Source organism: Herbaspirillum autotrophicum (assembly GCF_001189915.1).
GTDB classification, from domain to species: domain Bacteria; phylum Pseudomonadota; class Gammaproteobacteria; order Burkholderiales; family Burkholderiaceae_D; genus Herbaspirillum; species Herbaspirillum autotrophicum.
The window spans coordinates 262,433-280,685 of record NZ_LFLS01000002.1; the positions used below are offsets into that span (position 1 = coordinate 262,433).

An 18,253-nucleotide genomic window follows, 5' to 3' on the forward strand; every position below is an offset into this window, starting at 1 on the left:
TGCGCTGGTCGCATTTTTTCAGGATAACGGATGATTTCAGCACCAGACCAGGCAACCACGACCGGCGAGGAAGCCAGCCGTCCGCCCAAAGATTCCTGGCTCGGCAAACTCGGCCCGGGACTGATCACCGGCGCCGCCGACGATGACCCCAGCGGCATCGCCACCTATTCGCAGGCCGGCGCGCAGTTCGGTTTCAATACATTGTGGACAGTGATTCTGACCTTCCCGCTGATGGTCGGGATTCAGGTCATCAGCGCCAAGATCGGCCGTGTCAGCGGGCGCGGGCTGGCCACCAATATCCGCCATCATTATCCGGCGTCCCTGCTGTATGGCATTGTCAGCCTGCTGCTGATTGCCAATACCATCAACATTGCGGCCGATGTGGCCGCCATGGGCGATGCCCTGACCTTGCTGATCGGCGGGCCGTCGCATCTGTATGCGGTCGGCTTCGGGGTATTTTCCCTGTTGCTGCAGGTATTCATTCCCTACAACCGTTATGTGCGCGTACTCAAATGGCTGACGCTGGCCTTGCTGGCCTATGTCGGCACCGTATTCGTGGTACGCATTCCCTGGCTGCAAGTGATGCACGCCGCAGCAGTGCCGGCCATTTCCTGGAAACCGGAATACATCACCATGGTGGTCGCCATCTTCGGCACCACCATCAGCCCTTATCTGTTTTTCTGGCAAGCGTCGCAAGAAGTCGAAGACCTGATCGCGGCGCCGCTGGCGCGGCCCCTGGTTGATGCACCGGAACAGGCGCCGGCCAACTTCCGCCGCATCAAGATCGATACCATCATCGGCATGGCGTTTTCCAATATCATCGCCTTTTTCATCATGCTGACCACCGCGGTCACGCTCAACATGCATGGCCTGACCGACATCCAGACTTCGTCCCAGGCCGCCACGGCATTGCGCCCGATTGCCGGCGAGTTCGCGTTCTGGCTGTTCAGCGCCGGCATCATCGGCACCGGCTTGCTGGCCATTCCGGTACTGGCCGGCTCGGCTGCCTATGCCATGGCCGGCACCTTCAAGTGGAAAAACAGCCTGGAAGACAAACCGGCAGCCGCCAAACAGTTCTACAGCATCATCGCGATCGCGACCTTGCTCGGGGTAGCCATCTGCTTTGCGCCGATCGACCCGATCAAAGCCCTGTTCTGGAGTGCGGTGATCAACGGCGTGATGTCGGTGCCGATCATGGTGGTCATGATGCTGATGGCCGGACGCCGCGACATCATGGGCAAATTCGTGATCAGCCGGCGGCTCACCATTCTCGGCTGGATTTGCACCGGTGTCATGGCGCTGGCAGTGCTGGCCATGTTCTGGGGTTTCTTTGTCTAGAACTGCCGCCCGTCCGCCGGCGCCGGTGCCGGCGGTGATCCCGCCGTGTCGTCCTCACCGCCCCACAATTCGATCAGCAACGCCAGGTGCGCCCGGCGCCGCTGATCGATCGTGTGCGGCGCGTTATCGCCGAAAATGCTCTGCGCCACCATGGCGTAGATCAGCGGCGCCACCAGTAACCACGGTTCGCGGATCAGGATGCTGTCGGCCTTCTCTGCCCGGCCTTCAAGCAGCCGCTTCAGCATGATGCCCAGCACCGCCAGATGCGGTTCCACCACATTCCGGCGCCAGGCGCTGATCAGCGCCGGTACGCGGGTGCTTTCGGCGATCAGCAAGCGCAACATCGAAACCGCCGCCGGGTCTTCCAGCACCACATACAGCCGTTGCAGCAGCCATTGCGCCAATTGCCTGACACTGGTGCCAGCGGCGGCCGGCATGTCATGCAAGTCGGGCAAGCTGAGCCGCCGCGCCAGCAACATTTCGAAAATGTCGTCCTTGCTTTTGAAATGACAATAAATTCCGCCCTTCGATAAACCGCAACGCCAGGCAATATCGTCAATCCGGGCGGCGGCAAAACCGCGTTCCGAAAATTCGATATGGGCGGCGTCAAGGATTTGCGCAATCCGCGCCGCCGCTGGCAAGCGCTGGCGTTTGCGCGGCATGCTGCAGTCGTCTGCAAGGATGGCATTCAAGGTGGGCATGAAGAAAAACCGGCTGATAAGTAATTTCCACAGTAGATACCGACCAGCCGGTCGATAAGTTGATCTGCATCAAGCCATGGATGAAATCTTGTTACTACAATGCAATCAGCTACTCATGAGGTAGTCACCCGTTCGTCACCCACTCGTTCAGATCGGACCATCATGTCAGGCACCCGCACCAAGGCCAGTACAACAGTCCCGCCGGCAGTTGCAGCAACGACAACAGCTACCCCGAGCCAGTTCGCCCAACTCGATCAACAGGTGCACGCCACGCTGGCGCGCCTGTCATCCTCGCTGTCGATTGCATCCGGGCTGCTGGCCGGCAGCGACTGGGCGATGCATCTGGCGGTCTCGCCCGGCAAGCAACTGGAACTGTTGCAACTGGCATGGATGCAGGCGGCGCAGCTGACGCAATATGGCATGGCCAGCGCCTCTGCCGGCGGCAGTATCGGCGCGGATGCGACCCGACTGACGGCGGCGGCACCGATTGTCGACCGCCGCTTCAGCGCGCCTGAATGGCAACAGTGGCCCTTCAATCTGCTGCATCAATCCTTTTTGCAAACCGAACAATGGTGGGCCGCCGCCACGCAAGACATATGGGGCGTGGAAAAACATCACGAACAGGAAGTCGCATTCGCGGCCCGGCAATTGCTGGACATGTGCTCACCCGGCAATCAATTGCTGTCGAACCCGGAAGTGCTGCGCCAGACCATCGCCGAACACGGGCAAAATCTGGTGCGCGGTGCACAGCAGGCATTGCAGGACATTCAGCAACAATTGTCCCAGGCCCCTCGCAGCGATCCGGAAGGCTTTGCGGTGGGCCGCGAGCTGGCTATCACGCCGGGCCAGGTGGTGCTGAAAAATCAACTGATGGAATTATTGCAATATGCGCCGGCAAGCACTGCCGCCAAGGTCTATCCGGAGCCGGTCCTGATCGTGCCGGCCTGGATCATGAAGTATTACATTCTCGATTTGTCGGCCACCGATTCGCTGATCAACTATCTGGTGCAGCAAGGCCATACCGTCTTTTGCATTTCCTGGAAAAACCCCGGCCCGGCCGAACGCGATCTGGGCATGGATGATTATCTGCAAAGCGGCTTTCATGCGGCGCTGGATGCAGTATCGGCGATGGTGCCGAAGCGCCGCGTGCATGGCGTCGGTTACTGTCTGGGCGGTACCCTGCTGGCGATTGCCGCTGCCGCCATGGCGCGCGATGGCGACCACCGGCTGGCGACACTGACCATGCTGGCAGCGCAGACCGATTTCAATGAACCCGGCGAGATCGGCTTGTTCATCGACGAAAGCCAGGTCAGTTTGCTGGAAGCACAGATGGCCGAAGCCGGCGTATTGAAAGCCGAACAAATGGCCGGCGCATTTCAAATGCTGCGTTCGTATGACTTGCTGTGGTCACAACTGGTCAAGAAATATCTGCAGGGCGAAACCGGCAGCATGAACAATCTGATGGCCTGGAATGCCGATGCCACGCGCATGCCGGCGCGCATGCATTCGCAATACCTGCGCCGCCTGTTTCTCAATGACGATCTCAGCGAAGGCCGTTATCCGGTCAACGGCAAACCGGTGGCGCTCAGCGATATCGTGCTGCCGACGTTCATGGTCGGCACCCTCACCGATCATGTAGCGCCATGGCGTTCGGTCTACAAATTGCATTATCTGAGCCCGGCCGAGATCACCTTCGTCCTCACCAGCGGCGGCCATAACGCCGGCATCGTCAGCCCGCCGGGCAAGCCGCATCGCCAATATCAATTGATGCAACGCAAGGCCGGCGCGGTGTATATGCCGTCGGAACAATGGCAAGCCAAGGCGCCGCAGCATGACGGCTCATGGTGGCCGGCGTGGCAGGCATGGCTGGCCGCGCACTCCGGCGCCAAAGTCAAGCCGCCGTCACTGGGCAATCACGCCTACCCGCCGCTGGCGCCCGCGCCCGGTTCTTACATCATGGAGAAATAAGATGCTGCCATCACTGCAAGGAAAAAAGGGATTGGTGGTCGGCATCGCCAATCAACACAGCATCGCCTGGGGCTGCGCACGCGCCTTTCACGCTGCCGGCGCGGAATTGGCCGTGACCTGGCTCAATGACAAAGCCGAACCGTATGTAGCGCCGCTGGCGCAGCAACTGGACGCCGTGCTTGCGATGCCGCTCGATGTCGAGCAAGACGGTCAGATGGAAGCCGTGTTTGCCGCCATCGAACAACAATGGGGACAGCTCGATTTCATCCTGCATTCGATTGCCTTCGCTCCGGCAGAGGATTTGCACGCGCGTGTCACCGACAGCTCGGCGGCCGGCTTCGCCCGCGCGATGGATATTTCTTGTCACTCCTTCATGCGCATGGCGCGGCTGGCCGAACCCTTGATGCGCAATGGCGGCTGCCTGCTGACCATGAGCTATCTCGGCGCCGACGAAGTGATTGCCAATTACGGGCTGATGGGTCCGGTCAAGGCAGCACTCGAAGCCAGCGTGCGCTACATGGCCACCGAACTCGGCCCCAAGGGCATCCGCGTCAGCGCCGTGTCGCCGGGGCCACTGGCGACCCGTGCTGCGTCCGGCCTGGCCGATTTTGATCAGTTGCTGGACGACGCCGCGCGCCGGGCGCCACTGCGACGGCTGGTCGATATCGATGATGTCGGCGCCTTGTGCACCTTCCTGGTCAGCGACGGCGCCCGTTCCATTACCGGCGACACCTTGTATGTCGATGCCGGTTATCACATTCTGGGGTGAACACGGCATGATGTCATTTCGTACAGCAGCACTGCCGTTGTCTGTCGTCGCCATGCTGGTGGCCGGTTGCAGTTCGATGGCGCCGGACTATGTGCGGCCGGCGCTGCCGGTGCCGGCACAGTATGACGCCGCCGCCCCGGCACCGGTACCAGCCGCGCTGGCCGGCTGGCGTACCTTCTTCAGCGATCCGAAATTGCAGGCGCTGATTGAACAGGCGCTGCGCAATAATCGTGATGTGCGGATCGCCGTCTTGCGCGTGGAACAGGCGCGCGCCACGTATGGCATCCAGCGCGCCGACCTGTTTCCGGCCATCGGCGCGCAAGCCGGGCTGGATCGGTCCAGGGTACCGGGCGATCTGAATCTGACGCAACAACCGGTAATCGCCAGCCAGTATCAGGTTGGCTTGGGTCTGGCCAGTTGGGAACTGGATTTCTGGGGCCGCGTGCGCAGCTTGCGCGACGCCGCGCTCGAAGAATATCTTGCCAGCGACGCCATGCAACGCGCCGCCACCGTGACGCTGATCGCCCAAGTGGCGCAAAGCTGGCTTGATCTGCGCGAACTGGATCAACGCATTGCGTTGGCGCAGCGCACGCTGGCGACGCGCCAGGAAAGTTACCGGATTTTTTCGCGCCGGGTAGAAGTCGGTTCCACCTCACGTCTGAATCTGACCCAGGTCGAAACCTTGTTGATTCAGGCACAATCGCTGACCGTACAACTGCAACAGGAACGCGACAGCAAACGCCACGCCCTGCAATTGCTGATCGGCGCCACGCCGGACTTGCCGGCGCCGTCGCTGAGCGCCGATGCCGCGCTGCCCGATACGCCCTTGCCGCCGGTGCCGGCCGGATTGCCCTCGGCCTTGCTGGAACAGCGGCCCGACATCGTCGCCGCCGAACATCAGCTCAAGGCGGCCAATGCCAATATCGGTGCCGCCCGCGCAGCGTTTTTCCCGCGCATTGCGCTGACCGGCTCCATCGGCACTGCCAGCGCCGAACTCAGTGGTTTGTTTGGCAGCGGCAGCCGGGCCTGGATATTTTCCCCGAACATTGCATTGCCGCTGTTCGATGGCGGTCGCCGCCGCGACAACCTCAGTCTGGCCGAGGCGCGCCGTGACAGCGCCGTCGCCGCCTATGAAAAAACCATCCAGGGCGCGTTTCGCGATGTCGCCGATGCCTTGTCGGCGCGACTCTGGCTGACCCGGCAATTGGAGATTGCCGGCAATGCCTTGCGCGTGCAGCGTGAACGCGCACGCTTGTCGCAATTGCGTTACGACAACGGCGCCGCGCCTTTTCTCGATGTGCTCGACGCCCAGCGCGACCTGCTCATCGCCGAGCAGCAACTGGTGCAGGTGCAGCGCGCCGTCCTGTCCAGCAACGTCAGCCTGTACACCGCACTCGGCGGTGATGGCGGCCATGCTGCAACCCATCCTCTTCCGACTCCAGGCAATCCATCATGATGTCTTCCCGCACCAAGAAACTGCTGGCAACGGCGCTCGCCGCACTGCTGGTCGCCGCTGCCAGTTATGCCTGGTGGCGCACTCACCCGACCGGTCCCGGAGCCGGCTTTGCCAGTGGCAACGGCCGTATCGAAGCGACTGAAATCGATGTCGCCGCCAAGTTGCCGGGGCGTTTGCAAGAGGTGCTGGTCAACGAAGGCGACTTCGTCAGCGCCGGCCAGGTATTGGCGCGCATGCAAGTGCAATCGCTGAGCGCCCAGCGCGACGAAGCACGCGCCCAGCAACAGCAGGCACTGGCCAGCGTGGCCAGTGCCGAAGCGCTGGTGGCAATGCGCCAAAGCGACCATCAGGCGGCGCTGGCGGTGGTGACCCAGCGTGCCAGTGAACTCGATGCCGCGCAACGGCGGCTGGCGCGTTCCGAAACACTGGTGCGCGAAGGCGCGTCGTCAGAACAGGAAGTCGATGATGACCGGGCCCGCGTGCGCAGCTTGCAAGCCGCGCTGAATGCGGCGCAGGCGCAGGCCGCTGCCGCGCGTACTGCAATCGATGCCGCCCGCACCCAGGTCAGCGGCGCACGCGCCAGCGTGACGGCGGTGCAGGCCACGATTGCCCGGATTGAAGTCGATCTCACCGATGGCGCACTGGTGGCGCCGCGCGCCGGCCGCGTGCAATACCGGATTGCGCAACCGGGCGAAGTGCTCGGCAGCGGCGGCAAGGTACTCAATCTGGTCGACCTCAGCGATGTCTACATGACCTTCTTCGTCCCCGAAACTGCCGCCGGCAAGCTGGCGCTGGGCAGCGAAGTGCATCTGATACTGGACGCCGCGCCGCAGTATGTGATCCCGGCGCGGGTCTCGTTCGTCGCCAGCACCGCCCAGTTCACGCCGAAGACCGTGGAAACCGCCAGCGAACGGCAAAAACTGATGTTCCGCGTCAAGGCCCAGATCGACCCGGCCTTGTTGCAGCAACATCTGAAACTGGTCAAGACCGGCTTGCCCGGCGTGGCCTGGGTCAAGCTCGATGGCCAGGCACTGTGGCCTGAAGCGCTGGCGGTCAAGGTTTCGCAGTGACGCCAATATCCGCAGCAGATACTGGCGGCATGGTCGCCAGCGTGCGTCATGTCAGCCAGCACTACGGCAAGGTCGCGGCGTTGAGCGATATCACGCTGGCAGTGCCGGCGGCGCGCATGGTCGGTTTGATCGGGCCGGACGGCGTCGGCAAATCGAGCCTGCTGTCGCTGCTGGCAGGTGCGCGCGCGGTACAGCAAGGCACGGTTGAGGTACTGGGTGGCGACATGCGCGAAAAACAGCACCGCGATGCGGTCTGCCCGCGCATCGCCTATATGCCGCAAGGCCTCGGCAAGAATCTCTATCCCACCTTGTCGGTCGAAGAAAACCTGCAATTCTTTGGCCGCCTGTTCGGCCACGGCAGCGCCGAACGCCGGCGCCGCATTGACAGCCTGACCGCCAGCACCGGTCTGTCCGGCTTTCTGGCGCGCCCGGCCGGCAAACTGTCGGGCGGCATGAAACAAAAGCTGGGTCTGTGCTGCGCACTGATTCATGATCCCGATCTGCTGATTCTGGATGAACCGACCACCGGCGTCGATCCCTTGTCGCGCGCCCAGTTCTGGGACCTGATCCAACAGATTCGCGGCCAGCGGCCCGGCATGAGCGTGATCGTCGCCACTGCCTATATGGAAGAAGCCGACCGCTTCGACTGGCTGGTGGCGATGGATGACGGCCAGATTCTGGCCACCGGCACGCCGCAGGAATTACATCAGCGCACCGCCACGACATCGCTGGAAGCCGCCTTCATCGCCTTGTTGCCGGAACACAAACGGCGTCAGCATCATGCCGTCAGCATTCCGCCGCTGGCCGCCGGTGCCGACGATGAAATCGCTATCGAAGCCAAGGGCCTGACCATGCGCTTCGGAGACTTTGTAGCCGTCGACAATGTCGATTTCCGTATCCGGCGCGGCGAGATTTTCGGCTTTCTCGGCTCCAACGGTTGCGGCAAATCGACCACCATGAAAATGCTGACCGGTTTGCTGCCTGCCAGCGCCGGTCAGGCTTCCTTGTTCGGACGCGTGGTTGATCCGCGCGACATGGCGACACGCCGCCGCGTCGGCTACATGTCGCAGGCATTTTCGCTCTACGGCGAATTGACGGTGCAACAGAATCTGGTGCTGCATGCGCGCTTGTTCAGCGTGCCGCAAGCCGAGATCGCCGGACGCGTGCAAGAGATGGCAAGCCGCTTCAATCTTGAGCAAGTGCTTGATACGCTGCCCGAGCAATTGCCGCTCGGAATCCGTCAGCGCTTGTCGCTGGCAGTGGCGATGGTGCACAAACCGGATTTGCTGATTCTGGATGAACCGACTTCCGGCGTCGATCCGGTGGCGCGCGACCTGTTTTGGCAACTGATGATTGATCTGGCGCGGCACGACCGCGTCACCATTTTCATCTCCACCCATTTCATGAATGAAGCCGAACGCTGCGACCGCATCTCGCTGATGCATGCCGGCCGCGTGCTGGTCAGCGCTGCCCCGGCGGCGCTGGTGCAGGACAGCGGTTGCGCCACGCTGGAACAGGCATTCATCGCTTATCTGCAACGGGCGGCCGGCACCGCCCCTGCACCTGCCACGCCTGCCGCACCGGCCATGACGACGGTCGAGGCCGCACCGGCGGCGGCCATGGCCGGGCAGCGCTGGCGTCACAGTTTGACGCGCGCCCTCAGCTACACCCGCCGCGAAACGCTGGAATTGCAACGCGATCCGGTACGCGCCACGCTGGCGCTGCTGGGCACGGCGATCCTGATGTTCATCATCGGCTACGGCATCAACATGGATGTCGAGAATCTGTCGTATGCCGTGCTGGATCGCGATCAGACCGCATTGAGTCAAAGTTACGCCCTGAACATGTCGGGCTCGCGCTATTTCATTGAACATGCGCCGCTGAGCGATTACGCCGACCTCGACCGCCGCATGCGCAACGGCGAACTGGCACTGGCAATTGAAATCCCGCCCGGTTTCGGACGCGATATCGAACGCGGCGGCAAAGTGGCTATCGGCGCCTGGGTCGACGGTGCCATGCCGTTGCGCGCGGAAACCACACGCGGTTACGTGCAGGCCATGCACCAGACCTGGCTGGCCGACATGGCCTTGCACCGGCTCGGCATCAGCAATGCCAGCGCCGGCACCATCGAAACCCGCTATCGCTACAATCCTGACGTCAAGAGCCTGCCGGCCATGATTCCGGCGGTGATCCCATTGTTGCTGATGATGATTCCGGCCATGCTGACCGCGCTCTCGGTGGTGCGGGAAAAGGAACTCGGCTCCATTCTCAACCTGTACGTGACGCCGGTGACGCGGGCCGAATTCCTGCTCGGCAAACAACTGCCCTACATCGTGCTCGGCATGCTCAACTTCCTGTTGCTGACGCTGCTGGCGGTCACGGTATTTGGCGTGCCGGTGAAAGGCAGTTTCCTGACCCTGACGGCGGCGGCGCTGATCTTCGTGGTCTGCTCGACCGGCTTCGGCCTGCTGGCATCGACCTTCACCAACAGTCAGATTGCGGCGCTGTTCGTGACCATGATCGGCACCATCATTCCCTGTGTGCAGTTTGCCGGCCTGCTCAATCCGGTGTCGTCACTGGAAGGCATCGGCGCGCTGATCGGCCGGATTTATCCGGCCACCCACTTCCTGACCATCAGTCGCGGCGTTTTCAACAAGGCGCTCGACTTCAGCAGCCTCGGCAATGCCTTCTGGCCGCTGTTGCTGGCCGCGCCGGTGATTCTCGGTCTGTCGGTGGCCTTGCTCAAAAAGCAGGAGTCTTAATCATGCAGGAATCCTGATCATGCGCACTGCCCTCAACCACATCTACCGGCTCGGCATCAAGGAATTGTGGAGCCTGCTGCGCGATCCGATCATGCTGGTACTGATCGTCTACACCTTTTCGCTGTCGATCTATGTCGCCGCCACCGCCATGCCGGAAAGTCTGCACAATGCCGCCATCGCCATCATCGATCAGGATGCGTCGCCGTTGTCGGCACGCATTGCATCCGGTTTTTATCCGCCGCATTTCAAGACCCCGGCGCTGGTCAATCCGGCGCAAGCCGATGCCGGTCTGGATAACGGCGATTACACCTTCGTGCTCGACATCCCGCCCGACTACCAGCGCAATACCCTGGCCGGCCGCACCCCGGCAATCCAGCTCAATGTGGACGCCACCCGCATGAGCCAGGCGTTTACCGGCAACGGCTATATCCAGCAAATCGTGGCCGGCGAAGTCAGTGAATTTCTGCAACGTCACCGCAACGGCGTCAGTCTGCCGGTCGATCTTGAATTGCGCATGCGCTTCAATCCCAACCTGGAACAATCCTGGTTCGGATCGCTGATGGAAATCATCAACAACGTCACCATGCTGTCCATCATCCTGACCGGGGCGGCGCTGATCCGCGAACGCGAACACGGCACCATCGAACATTTGCTGGTAATGCCGGTGACACCCGCGCAAATCATGCTGGCCAAGGTGTGGTCAATGGGACTGGTGGTATTGCTGGCGGCGCTGGCGGCACTGGTGTTTATCGTGCAGGGCGCGCTGCAAGTGCCGGTGCGCGGTTCGATTGCGCTGTTTGCACTGGTTGCCGCGTTGCATCTGTTTGCCACCACCTCGATGGGCATTTTTCTGGCGACACTGGCGCGCAGCATGCCGCAATTCGGTATGCTGCTGGTATTGGTGCTGTTACCCTTGCAAATGCTGTCGGGCGGTACCACACCACGCGAAAGCATGCCGGCGCTGGTGCAAGACCTGATGCTGGCAGCGCCGACCACCCATTTCGTGGCCGCCGGACAAGCCATTCTGTATCGCGGCGCCGGCATCGATGTCATCTGGCCGCAACTGTTGGCGATCATGCTTATCGGCGCCCTGCTGTTTGCCGCTTCACTGGGGCGCTTTCGCAAGACCATTGCACAAATGGCCTAGTTGTTTCTCTGTTGCTCTTTACTGGAAGGAATCACCATGACCTCCGCTAACGATTTGCCGTTCTCGGCTTGCCGCACTCATCTCGACTTCTGGCTGCGTTCGGCACAGCTGTTGCAAGAGAATCAAGAACAATGGATGCGCCTGTGCACCCAGATCGCGCAAGAAGACATCCGCCTGCGACAAGCCGAAATGGCGCAGTTGCGGGAAGCCAAGGACTGGAACAGCCTGGCCTTGCTGGCGCCGATGGCCGGCTGGCACAACGTTCAGGAACGCATGGCAGTATTGCAAGGGGTGGCGCAAACCGCCATCAACAGCCAGACCGCCTTGTATGCCGAATACCGCAAAGCGTGGGAAGAATTGCAGGCCGGCGCCGGCTTGCCGGATGCCGGTCAGGCCCCGGCGACGCCGCCCGCCGCATCAACGCCAGCCAAACCACGCAGCCGCCGCACACGATGATGATGACAACTACCGCTGCCTCTGCACTACCCGCTGCCGAGCTTCAGGCCGACGATCTCGGCCTGATCCGCAACCGCGTATTCGATGAACTCGCCATCGGCGATTCAGCCCGAATTGTGCGTACCCTGAGCGCCGACGACATCAAACTGTTCGCTGTGTTGTCGGGCGATGCCAATCCGCAGCATCTGGACCCCGACTTTGCCGCGCATACCCGTTTCCATGGCGTGATCGCGCACGGCATGTATGGCGGCGCGCTGATTTCGGCGGTGCTGGGTACGCAACTGCCGGGGCCGGGTACGATTTATCTGAACCAGACGCTCAAATTTGTGGCGCCGGTGCATATCGGCGACACGCTGACCACCAGCGCTACCGTGACCAGCCTTGAGCCGCTCAAGAAACATGTAAAACTGGCATGCCTGTGTGTCAATCAGGATGGCGTCACGGTGATCTCCGGTGAGGCTGAAGTGATCGCGCCCACCGAGGCCATCGTGCGTGCCCGCACCACGCTGCCGGAAGTGCGCCTGACCAGCAACGATCAGAACGGCGGCGTGCAATTGTTGCTCAACCATGTACGGCCGCTGGCGGCAGTCGTCACCGCCGTGGTACATCCCTGCGATGCGCTGAGCCTGTCGGGCGCGCTCGACGCGCACGCCGCCGGCCTGATCGTGCCGGTGCTGGTGGCGCCGCGCGAGAAGCTGCTGGGAGTGGCTGCTGCTGCCGGCCTCGACATTTCCGGTTTGCGCATAGAGGATGTGCCGCACAGCCATGCTGCTGCCGCACGCGCAGTGGAAATGGCCTTGCAGGGTGAAGTTGAAGTGCTGATGAAAGGCAGCCTGCACACCGATGAACTGATGTCGGCAGTGACCGGCTGTGTGGCGCTGCGCACCAAGCGCCGCATCAGCCACTGTTTCCTGATGCAGACCCCGGCCTATCCGCGCCCGTTCATCATCACCGATGCCGCCATCAATATCGCCCCCACCCTCGATCACAAGGCCGACATCATCCGCAACGCCATCGACCTGGCGCATGCGATTGGCGTCGCCCGGCCACGAGTGGCGATTCTGGCGGCGGTCGAAACCGTCAATCCGGCCATGCCGGCCACACTCGATGCCGCCGTGTTGTGCAAGATGGCGGAACGCGGTCAGATCAGCGGCGCCATCCTCGACGGACCGCTGGCGTTTGACAATGCGGTGTCGGCCACTGCCGCGCGCATCAAGGGCATCGTCTCGGAAGTGGCCGGCCAAGCCGACATTCTGGTGGTGCCCGATCTGGAGAGCGGCAACATGCTGGCCAAGCAACTGGAATACATGGGCCACGCCGCCAGCGCCGGTATCGTACTCGGCGCACGCTTGCCGATTGTACTGACCAGTCGCGCCGACTCGCGCGAAAGCCGCATCGCGTCCTGCGCGCTGGCCTTGCTGCTGGCGCATCGTTACCGGGGCACGCCGCCATGAGCGATCCGCAGATGAATGAATTGATTCTGGTACTCAACTGCGGTTCCTCAAGCATCAAGTTCGGCTTGTTCGAAGCCGGTCCTGAGCAGTTGGCACGACAGGCAATCTGGCGCGGCAAGGCGGACGGCATCGGTAGCCACAACGCGGTGCTGGAGATTCACGGCAGCGCCACCAGCGCCTTGACCCTGTCTGCGGAAAATCCCTACCACGATGCGCTCGGCGCCATCCGCACCGAGGTGCTGGCCTATCTGACGCACACCGGCAGCCGGCTGCTCAGCATTGCCCATCGCGTAGTGCATGGTGGCGCCAAATATTTTGCGCCGGTGCGGGTCGATCATGCGGTGCTGGAAGATTTGCGCAGCTATATCCCGCTGGCACCGTTGCACCAGCCGTTTGCGCTGGAAGCGATTGAAGCCTTGCTGAACTCGCATCCGGAATTGCCGCAGGTAGCTTGTTTCGATACCGCGTTTCACCACACCGTACCGCGCGTCGAGCAAATGTTGCCGCTGCCGCAAGCGGCCTGGGACCGTGGCTTGCGGCGCTACGGTTTTCATGGCTTGTCGTATGAATACCAGTCACTGGTGCTGGCGGAACGCTATGGCGATGCCGCCCGTGGCAAAACCATCGTCGCCCATCTCGGCAGCGGTGCCAGCCTGTGCGCCATGCAAGACTTGCGCAGTGTCGCCACCACCATGGGCTTTTCCGCCCTCGATGGCCTGATGATGGGCACCCGCTGCGGCACTCTCGACCCCGGCGCAGTCTTGTATCTGCTGGAAATCGAAAAGCAGACGCCGCAACAGATCGGCCAGTTGCTGTATCGCGAGTCGGGTCTGCTCGGCGTGTCCGGAGTGTCTTCCGATCCGCGCATCCTGTTGCAGCAGGAACAAGATAATCCGGCGGTGCGCGATGCTCTCGATTTGTATGTGCGCCGCATCGTCCGTGAAATCGGCGCCCTGACCGCCGTGCTCGGCGGTCTCGACTTGCTGGTCTTCACTGCCGGTATCGGCGAAAACAATGCCGAAATACGCAGCCGCATCTGCCACGCCCTGTGCTTTCTCGGCATCGGTCTCGATAACGTCGCCAATGCCGGCAACGCCGCCGTCATTTCGCGCAGCGGACGACAACCGCTGGTGGCGGTGGAAGCCACCAATGAAGAATGGATTGCCGCCTCACACGCCCGTCAGTTGCTGACCGTACAACAACACCACTGACACAGGGAAGTCGGCGCCGGCAGCGTGTTTGCGCTGCAATTGACCTGGATCAATCCGGCCGGCCCGAAACCGGCAGATGATGCAGGTAACCGCTGCGCGCCTCACACTGCAAGGCGGCAGCGCCGTGCCGCGGGCCGGTCCGCATCTGTTTCGTCAAAGGTGACCTCATGACATACAAAACCATTCTGGTACACGTCGATCAGTCCAGCCATGCAGCAGCCAGAATCAAGGCCGCAGCCGAACTGGCGATTGCCCAGGAAGCGCATCTGGTCGGCACCGCCGCCACCGGCATCTCGCGCTACATTTACTCGGATGGCGCCGCTTTCGTCGGCTCGGTCATCGATACCCTGCGCCAACAGGCCGGTCAGGCGCTGGACCAGTTCGATGAAATCGCGCGCCGGCTCGGGGTGCATTCGTATGAACGGCGTCTGATCGATGACGACCCGGCCAGCGCCCTGGCGCTGCAGGCGCGCTACAGCGATCTGGTAGTGGTCAGCCAGGAAGATTTCGGCGAGCGCAGTATCGGCGACGCCGGCGACTTGCCGGAATATGTCATGCTCAATTGCGCGCGCCCGGTCCTGATGATTCCCTATGCCGGCAAATTCGAACACATCGGCCGCCATGTCCTGATTGCCTGGGACGGCAGCATGGAAGCCACGCGCGCCATCACCAGTGCGATTCCGCTCTTGAAACGGGCACGTTCGGTGACGGTGGCGCTGTTCAATCCCTCCGCCAGCGACGATGCCCACGGCCAGCAACCGGGTGCCGATATCGGCCTGTATCTGGCGCGCCATGGCATCCGTGTTGAAGTCGCACAGGAAACCACCGAACTCGATATCGGCAACGCCCTGCTCTCGCTGGCCGCCGACAAAGGCAGCGATCTGATCGTGATGGGCGGCTATGGCCACACCCGTTTCCGTGAAGTCTTGCTGGGCGGCGTCACGCTCACGGTTCTCAGAACCATGACGGTGCCAGTGTTAATGTCGCATTAAGTTGGCCGGCAGCACGTTGGTATGGTCGATGGCAATCGATAACGAGAAATGAAGCGCCGCCTCGCCTGTATCGCGCAAGCTGCTGGCAGCAATGCACCGAAACACGCGTGGCGGGGAACAGACTTTATTGCCGACACCTTGATGTCAAGGCCGTGTTTGCAGCAGATCGAGAGACCTGATACCTGCCTTACAGATAAAGCACTTCAAGGGTCACAGAACCATCCAGCGGAACGTCTTGTGTCAGTGGCAGATTTTCCGGCTTGTTCAGATAGGCTCTGACAGAAATGGTGCCACTTACGGTCTGCGCTGCGAACGGTACAGTGGTGCCTGCCGCCGCCCAGGAGAAACGCCGGTCTTTGCCGAGCATGCCGCTGCCGGTAGTTGCCGATACCGCACCGGTGTCGATCCACGCACCGCCATTGACCGAAAAGATCTGCGTGGCGGGTTCATTGTCGGTGGTAATCACGTTGCGCGGCATGAACATCATATAGCCACCGACCTTGCTTGCACCCACTGTACCCAAACCATAAATCCAGTCGTCAGGGGCAGCAGTGCCGGAAACGCCGGAGACGACCGATGATGCCCGGTTATCGATGGTCTTCAAGGCCATTCGGATTTTTGCATTGCACGTAATGGCGAACGAAACGTCCTTTCTTTCATGCCTGGTATAGGCACCCCTGCTCAGCGAAGAGGGTGAAATAACCCCGTAATCGACGATGCCATTTGCGCCGAGTGTAATATCGCAGGAAGGAGGACTGATTACGCCGGTGACTTTCAGTTCGGCTTGCTTGGCTGCATGAGCCGAAAATACAGTCAGCAAGGCACTGGCAAGAATAGATACGCGAGCAAGATTTTTCATCATGTTTTCCTTTAAAGATTTGGATTGCTATGGACACATGCCCATTTGCTTCCATATGGAAACATTTTTATTTTGCAGACCGTGGCTTGCGATCAACATGAATGAGGGGAAAATGGCGCGCAAAATGCGAATTCGCAGAAAAAAGTTTTCTCGCAATCCGCGACAACACTTCGATCAGTGACAACCGTTTGCAGGCCGGGCTCGCCGTACCGGGCTTCGATCTCTCCCTTGCGGTCGCGGTGGCATGGATCTAAACGGAGGGCAATACGGCCATCATTCTGGCGCATCACGGCCTGTTCGCTTGCGCATCGAAAGAGGCGACGCAACTGTCTTGCGCACACCAACATCATTTTGAGATTTTTCTCGTAGCTGCCGCACGAGCGCTTCGCCACACTGGATACATCTTCACTTTCCGGTGTCCTGGCGTATGCAAATTCTTCTTTTTATGTGGCTGATCCCGCTTCTGCCGCTGCTGGTAGCATGGCTCACGCGTCCCGACGAAAAGCCGGTCGTCATGCCGCCATCCACGCCTGCCAGCGCAACGCGTGTTTGCGCGAATACCCAAGCCACGGCACCGGCCCGGCAACCGTTGCCGCAATTCTCCGCGGCCTATCGCCAGCGGGCGCTGTGTGCTTATCAGGAAATGCAGGCCATGGAGGGGGAAGATCGGCGGTGCGGACCTCCGGATGCTGCGCATCTTGTTGCTGACATGGGCAATGCAACACCCTCCGGCCATCATGCACGTCACATCACCATCGTGCTGGCGCATGAGCGCGCATAATTCCGGCAAAATTCCGAGCATGCGAGGGCTGCTGTTGCGGAGGATATTGAATGGACTGCCATGCCATTATCAAAGCACGGCTCACCTGACAATCAGGACCAAGGAACTGTTGCAACGGGAAAACGAGATATTACTGCCAGCTGGTGGTCGTGGCGTTTGCATTCGCGATGCGGGATTGCTCTGCCGGCAGTGTCAAGACGACACAAACACTTCCACGGCAACCTCACCTGTCAGCTGGTCCACCTGCGCGCAGCTGAATATTTCCGGTGCACGCGGGTCTCTGGCCGGCAGATAGAATTCGAAACCGGCTTTACCGGCACCCGTGACGTGACGCAGCGTCAGGCAATCGGCGATTTGCCAGTCCGGCGGCAATTGATCAAGGTGCGCGGCCAGTGCGGCGCAGGTGGCATTCTTGGCAATCATTTCCAGCTCGGCCGGTGCGTAGACTTTCTTTTCCATGCTATCTGTCCAATTTCATATTGACGTTCAGAGATGGCGATAACACGTGGAGTGTATTCCGTAGTGTGCAGTTGTGCAAAGCCTCCCGGGCCCGGTTACGGTAACGGTAACGGGAGGCTTTGGCGTCTGCCGCGAAGACTGCTGCGGCAGATTGACGCGAAAAAATCAGAAGCGATAGCGCAGGCCCAGTGTGGCCATGTCGGTACGGACCTTGACTTCATTGTCGATTTTTTGTTGCCCATAGTATTCATACTCGGCACGCAATGCCAATTGTGGCGTCAGCTTGTACTCGACGCCGACACCCAGCAGAGGTACGGTGCTTATTCGTTTTTCGGAAAACCGGGAACGGGGACCCGAGGATTTCGAATCCATCTTGCTCAGCATGACACCAAGTTTGCCGAAAACAGAAAAATCTTCGCCGAAATAGTAGCTGCCGACACCATTTACAGCGATGCCTTGCACCTTGATGTCTGCCGTTATACCTTTCATCGGCCCCGTGCCGTCAGCCTTGTACTTGCCGAGATGGATGTACTGGGTTTCGAGCGCCCAGTTTTGGTTGAACTGATAGCCGCCATACAATTTGAAGCCGGCATTGTTTTTCTTCTGCGAGGAATTCTGTTCCAGCTTCGGGTTATCCAGTTTCGGACTGATCGTCGAATAACCAATCCCGGTCCCGAGATACCAGCCTGACTGATCTTGCTCACTGGCAGCCACACTGCTGCCCGCCGCTACGGCGCACAACACGCCCAGCGACAAGGTTTTACTGAAGCGCTTATTGCATCGGATATGCGGAAATTTCATTGCTGTTTTCTTTCTGAAATAGATGAATG

16 protein-coding genes are annotated in these 18,253 nt (G+C 60.8%); 12 read left to right on the forward strand and 4 right to left on the reverse strand.

The window, feature by feature from the left end:
• Positions 1-30 precede the first annotated feature (30 nt).
• On the forward strand, positions 31-1,338 hold the full coding sequence (locus AKL27_RS02475; RefSeq protein WP_050461071.1) for an NRAMP family divalent metal transporter: 1,308 nt from the start codon (positions 31-33) through the stop codon (positions 1,336-1,338).
• On the opposite strand, the gene AKL27_RS02480 is transcribed toward AKL27_RS02475, so the two are convergent.
• Positions 1,335-2,000 (reverse strand): TetR/AcrR family transcriptional regulator, encoded by a 666-nt coding sequence (locus AKL27_RS02480; RefSeq protein WP_157056757.1) that lies wholly within the window; start codon positions 1,998-2,000, stop codon positions 1,335-1,337. The two genes, AKL27_RS02475 and AKL27_RS02480, sit on opposite strands and share 4 nt — an antisense overlap.
• Positions 2,001-2,201: 201 nt before the next feature.
• On the opposite strand from AKL27_RS02480, the gene AKL27_RS02485 reads away from it, so the two are divergent.
• From AKL27_RS02485 to AKL27_RS02530, 10 genes are all read left to right on the forward strand, one after another.
• Positions 2,202-4,007 carry a PHA/PHB synthase family protein gene (locus AKL27_RS02485; protein WP_083438818.1) on the forward strand — a complete coding sequence of 602 codons (1,806 nt, stop codon included), beginning with the start codon at positions 2,202-2,204 and terminating at the stop codon, positions 4,005-4,007.
• 1 nt (position 4,008) lies between these two features.
• Positions 4,009-4,776 (forward strand): enoyl-ACP reductase FabI, encoded by a 768-nt coding sequence (gene fabI / locus AKL27_RS02490; protein WP_050461074.1) that lies wholly within the window; start codon positions 4,009-4,011, stop codon positions 4,774-4,776.
• Entirely contained in the window at positions 4,751-6,232 is a 1,482-nt protein-coding gene (locus AKL27_RS02495; protein WP_408609750.1) for an efflux transporter outer membrane subunit, read from the forward strand. Before fabI ends, AKL27_RS02495 begins: the two co-directional genes overlap by 26 nt.
• Positions 6,229-7,302, forward strand: a complete 1,074-nt coding sequence (locus AKL27_RS02500; protein WP_050461076.1) for an HlyD family secretion protein — start codon at positions 6,229-6,231, stop codon at positions 7,300-7,302. Before AKL27_RS02495 ends, AKL27_RS02500 begins: the two co-directional genes overlap by 4 nt.
• Positions 7,303-7,331: 29 nt before the next feature.
• Positions 7,332-10,064, forward strand: coding sequence for a ribosome-associated ATPase/putative transporter RbbA (rbbA, locus tag AKL27_RS02505; protein WP_157056763.1), 2,733 nt, complete (start codon positions 7,332-7,334; stop codon positions 10,062-10,064).
• 19 nt (positions 10,065-10,083) lie between these two features.
• A complete protein-coding gene (locus tag AKL27_RS02510; RefSeq protein ID WP_050461081.1) occupies positions 10,084-11,211 on the forward strand; it encodes an ABC transporter permease in 1,128 nt (375 codons plus the stop codon).
• 36 nt (positions 11,212-11,247) lie between these two features.
• On the forward strand, positions 11,248-11,667 hold the full coding sequence (locus tag AKL27_RS02515; protein WP_050461082.1) for a hypothetical protein: 420 nt from the start codon (positions 11,248-11,250) through the stop codon (positions 11,665-11,667).
• A 2-nt stretch (positions 11,668-11,669) separates the two neighbouring features.
• A complete protein-coding gene (locus AKL27_RS02520) occupies positions 11,670-13,121 on the forward strand; it encodes a bifunctional enoyl-CoA hydratase/phosphate acetyltransferase (protein WP_050461166.1) in 1,452 nt (483 codons plus the stop codon).
• A gap of 11 nt (positions 13,122-13,132) precedes the next feature.
• Positions 13,133-14,332 (forward strand): acetate/propionate family kinase, encoded by a 1,200-nt coding sequence (locus AKL27_RS02525; RefSeq protein WP_050461168.1) that lies wholly within the window; start codon positions 13,133-13,135, stop codon positions 14,330-14,332.
• Between the two features lie 167 nt (positions 14,333-14,499).
• Positions 14,500-15,324 carry a universal stress protein gene (locus AKL27_RS02530; RefSeq protein ID WP_050461084.1) on the forward strand — a complete coding sequence of 275 codons (825 nt, stop codon included), beginning with the start codon at positions 14,500-14,502 and terminating at the stop codon, positions 15,322-15,324.
• A 187-nt stretch (positions 15,325-15,511) separates the two neighbouring features.
• Here AKL27_RS02530 and AKL27_RS02535 read toward each other — a convergent pair whose 3' ends face one another.
• Positions 15,512-16,186, reverse strand: a complete 675-nt coding sequence (locus AKL27_RS02535; protein ID WP_083438819.1) for a DUF1120 domain-containing protein — start codon at positions 16,184-16,186, stop codon at positions 15,512-15,514.
• Positions 16,187-16,610: 424 nt separating this feature from the next.
• Between AKL27_RS02535 and AKL27_RS02540 the strand changes: the two genes are divergently transcribed.
• Positions 16,611-16,964 carry a hypothetical protein gene (locus tag AKL27_RS02540; protein ID WP_157056758.1) on the forward strand — a complete coding sequence of 118 codons (354 nt, stop codon included), beginning with the start codon at positions 16,611-16,613 and terminating at the stop codon, positions 16,962-16,964.
• A gap of 192 nt (positions 16,965-17,156) precedes the next feature.
• On the opposite strand, the gene AKL27_RS02545 is transcribed toward AKL27_RS02540, so the two are convergent.
• Positions 17,157-17,423, reverse strand: a complete 267-nt coding sequence (locus tag AKL27_RS02545; protein ID WP_050461088.1) for a hypothetical protein — start codon at positions 17,421-17,423, stop codon at positions 17,157-17,159.
• A 165-nt stretch (positions 17,424-17,588) separates the two neighbouring features.
• Positions 17,589-18,224 (reverse strand): outer membrane beta-barrel protein, encoded by a 636-nt coding sequence (locus AKL27_RS02550; protein WP_050461089.1) that lies wholly within the window; start codon positions 18,222-18,224, stop codon positions 17,589-17,591.
• Positions 18,225-18,253: the final 29 nt, after the last annotated feature.

Bases quoted from the DNA above. Each gene is read 5' to 3' on its own strand.
- AKL27_RS02475 (WP_050461071.1), top strand. From the start codon at position 31: ATGATTTCAGCACCAGACCAGGCAACCACGACCGGCGAGGAAGCCAGC.
- AKL27_RS02480 (WP_157056757.1), bottom strand. From the start codon at position 2,000: ATGCCGCGCAAACGCCAGCGCTTGCCAGCGGCGGCGCGGATTGCGCAA.
- AKL27_RS02485 (WP_083438818.1), top strand. From the start codon at position 2,202: ATGTCAGGCACCCGCACCAAGGCCAGTACAACAGTCCCGCCGGCAGTT.
- fabI (WP_050461074.1), top strand. From the start codon at position 4,009: ATGCTGCCATCACTGCAAGGAAAAAAGGGATTGGTGGTCGGCATCGCC.
- AKL27_RS02495 (WP_408609750.1), top strand. From the start codon at position 4,751: ATGCCGGTTATCACATTCTGGGGTGAACACGGCATGATGTCATTTCGT.
- AKL27_RS02500 (WP_050461076.1), top strand. From the start codon at position 6,229: ATGATGTCTTCCCGCACCAAGAAACTGCTGGCAACGGCGCTCGCCGCA.
- rbbA (WP_157056763.1), top strand. From the start codon at position 7,332: ATGGTCGCCAGCGTGCGTCATGTCAGCCAGCACTACGGCAAGGTCGCG.
- AKL27_RS02510 (WP_050461081.1), top strand. From the start codon at position 10,084: ATGCGCACTGCCCTCAACCACATCTACCGGCTCGGCATCAAGGAATTG.
- AKL27_RS02515 (WP_050461082.1), top strand. From the start codon at position 11,248: ATGACCTCCGCTAACGATTTGCCGTTCTCGGCTTGCCGCACTCATCTC.
- AKL27_RS02520 (WP_050461166.1), top strand. From the start codon at position 11,670: ATGACAACTACCGCTGCCTCTGCACTACCCGCTGCCGAGCTTCAGGCC.
- AKL27_RS02525 (WP_050461168.1), top strand. From the start codon at position 13,133: ATGAATGAATTGATTCTGGTACTCAACTGCGGTTCCTCAAGCATCAAG.
- AKL27_RS02530 (WP_050461084.1), top strand. From the start codon at position 14,500: ATGACATACAAAACCATTCTGGTACACGTCGATCAGTCCAGCCATGCA.
- AKL27_RS02535 (WP_083438819.1), bottom strand. From the start codon at position 16,186: ATGATGAAAAATCTTGCTCGCGTATCTATTCTTGCCAGTGCCTTGCTG.
- AKL27_RS02540 (WP_157056758.1), top strand. From the start codon at position 16,611: ATGCAAATTCTTCTTTTTATGTGGCTGATCCCGCTTCTGCCGCTGCTG.
- AKL27_RS02545 (WP_050461088.1), bottom strand. From the start codon at position 17,423: ATGGAAAAGAAAGTCTACGCACCGGCCGAGCTGGAAATGATTGCCAAG.
- AKL27_RS02550 (WP_050461089.1), bottom strand. From the start codon at position 18,224: ATGAAATTTCCGCATATCCGATGCAATAAGCGCTTCAGTAAAACCTTG.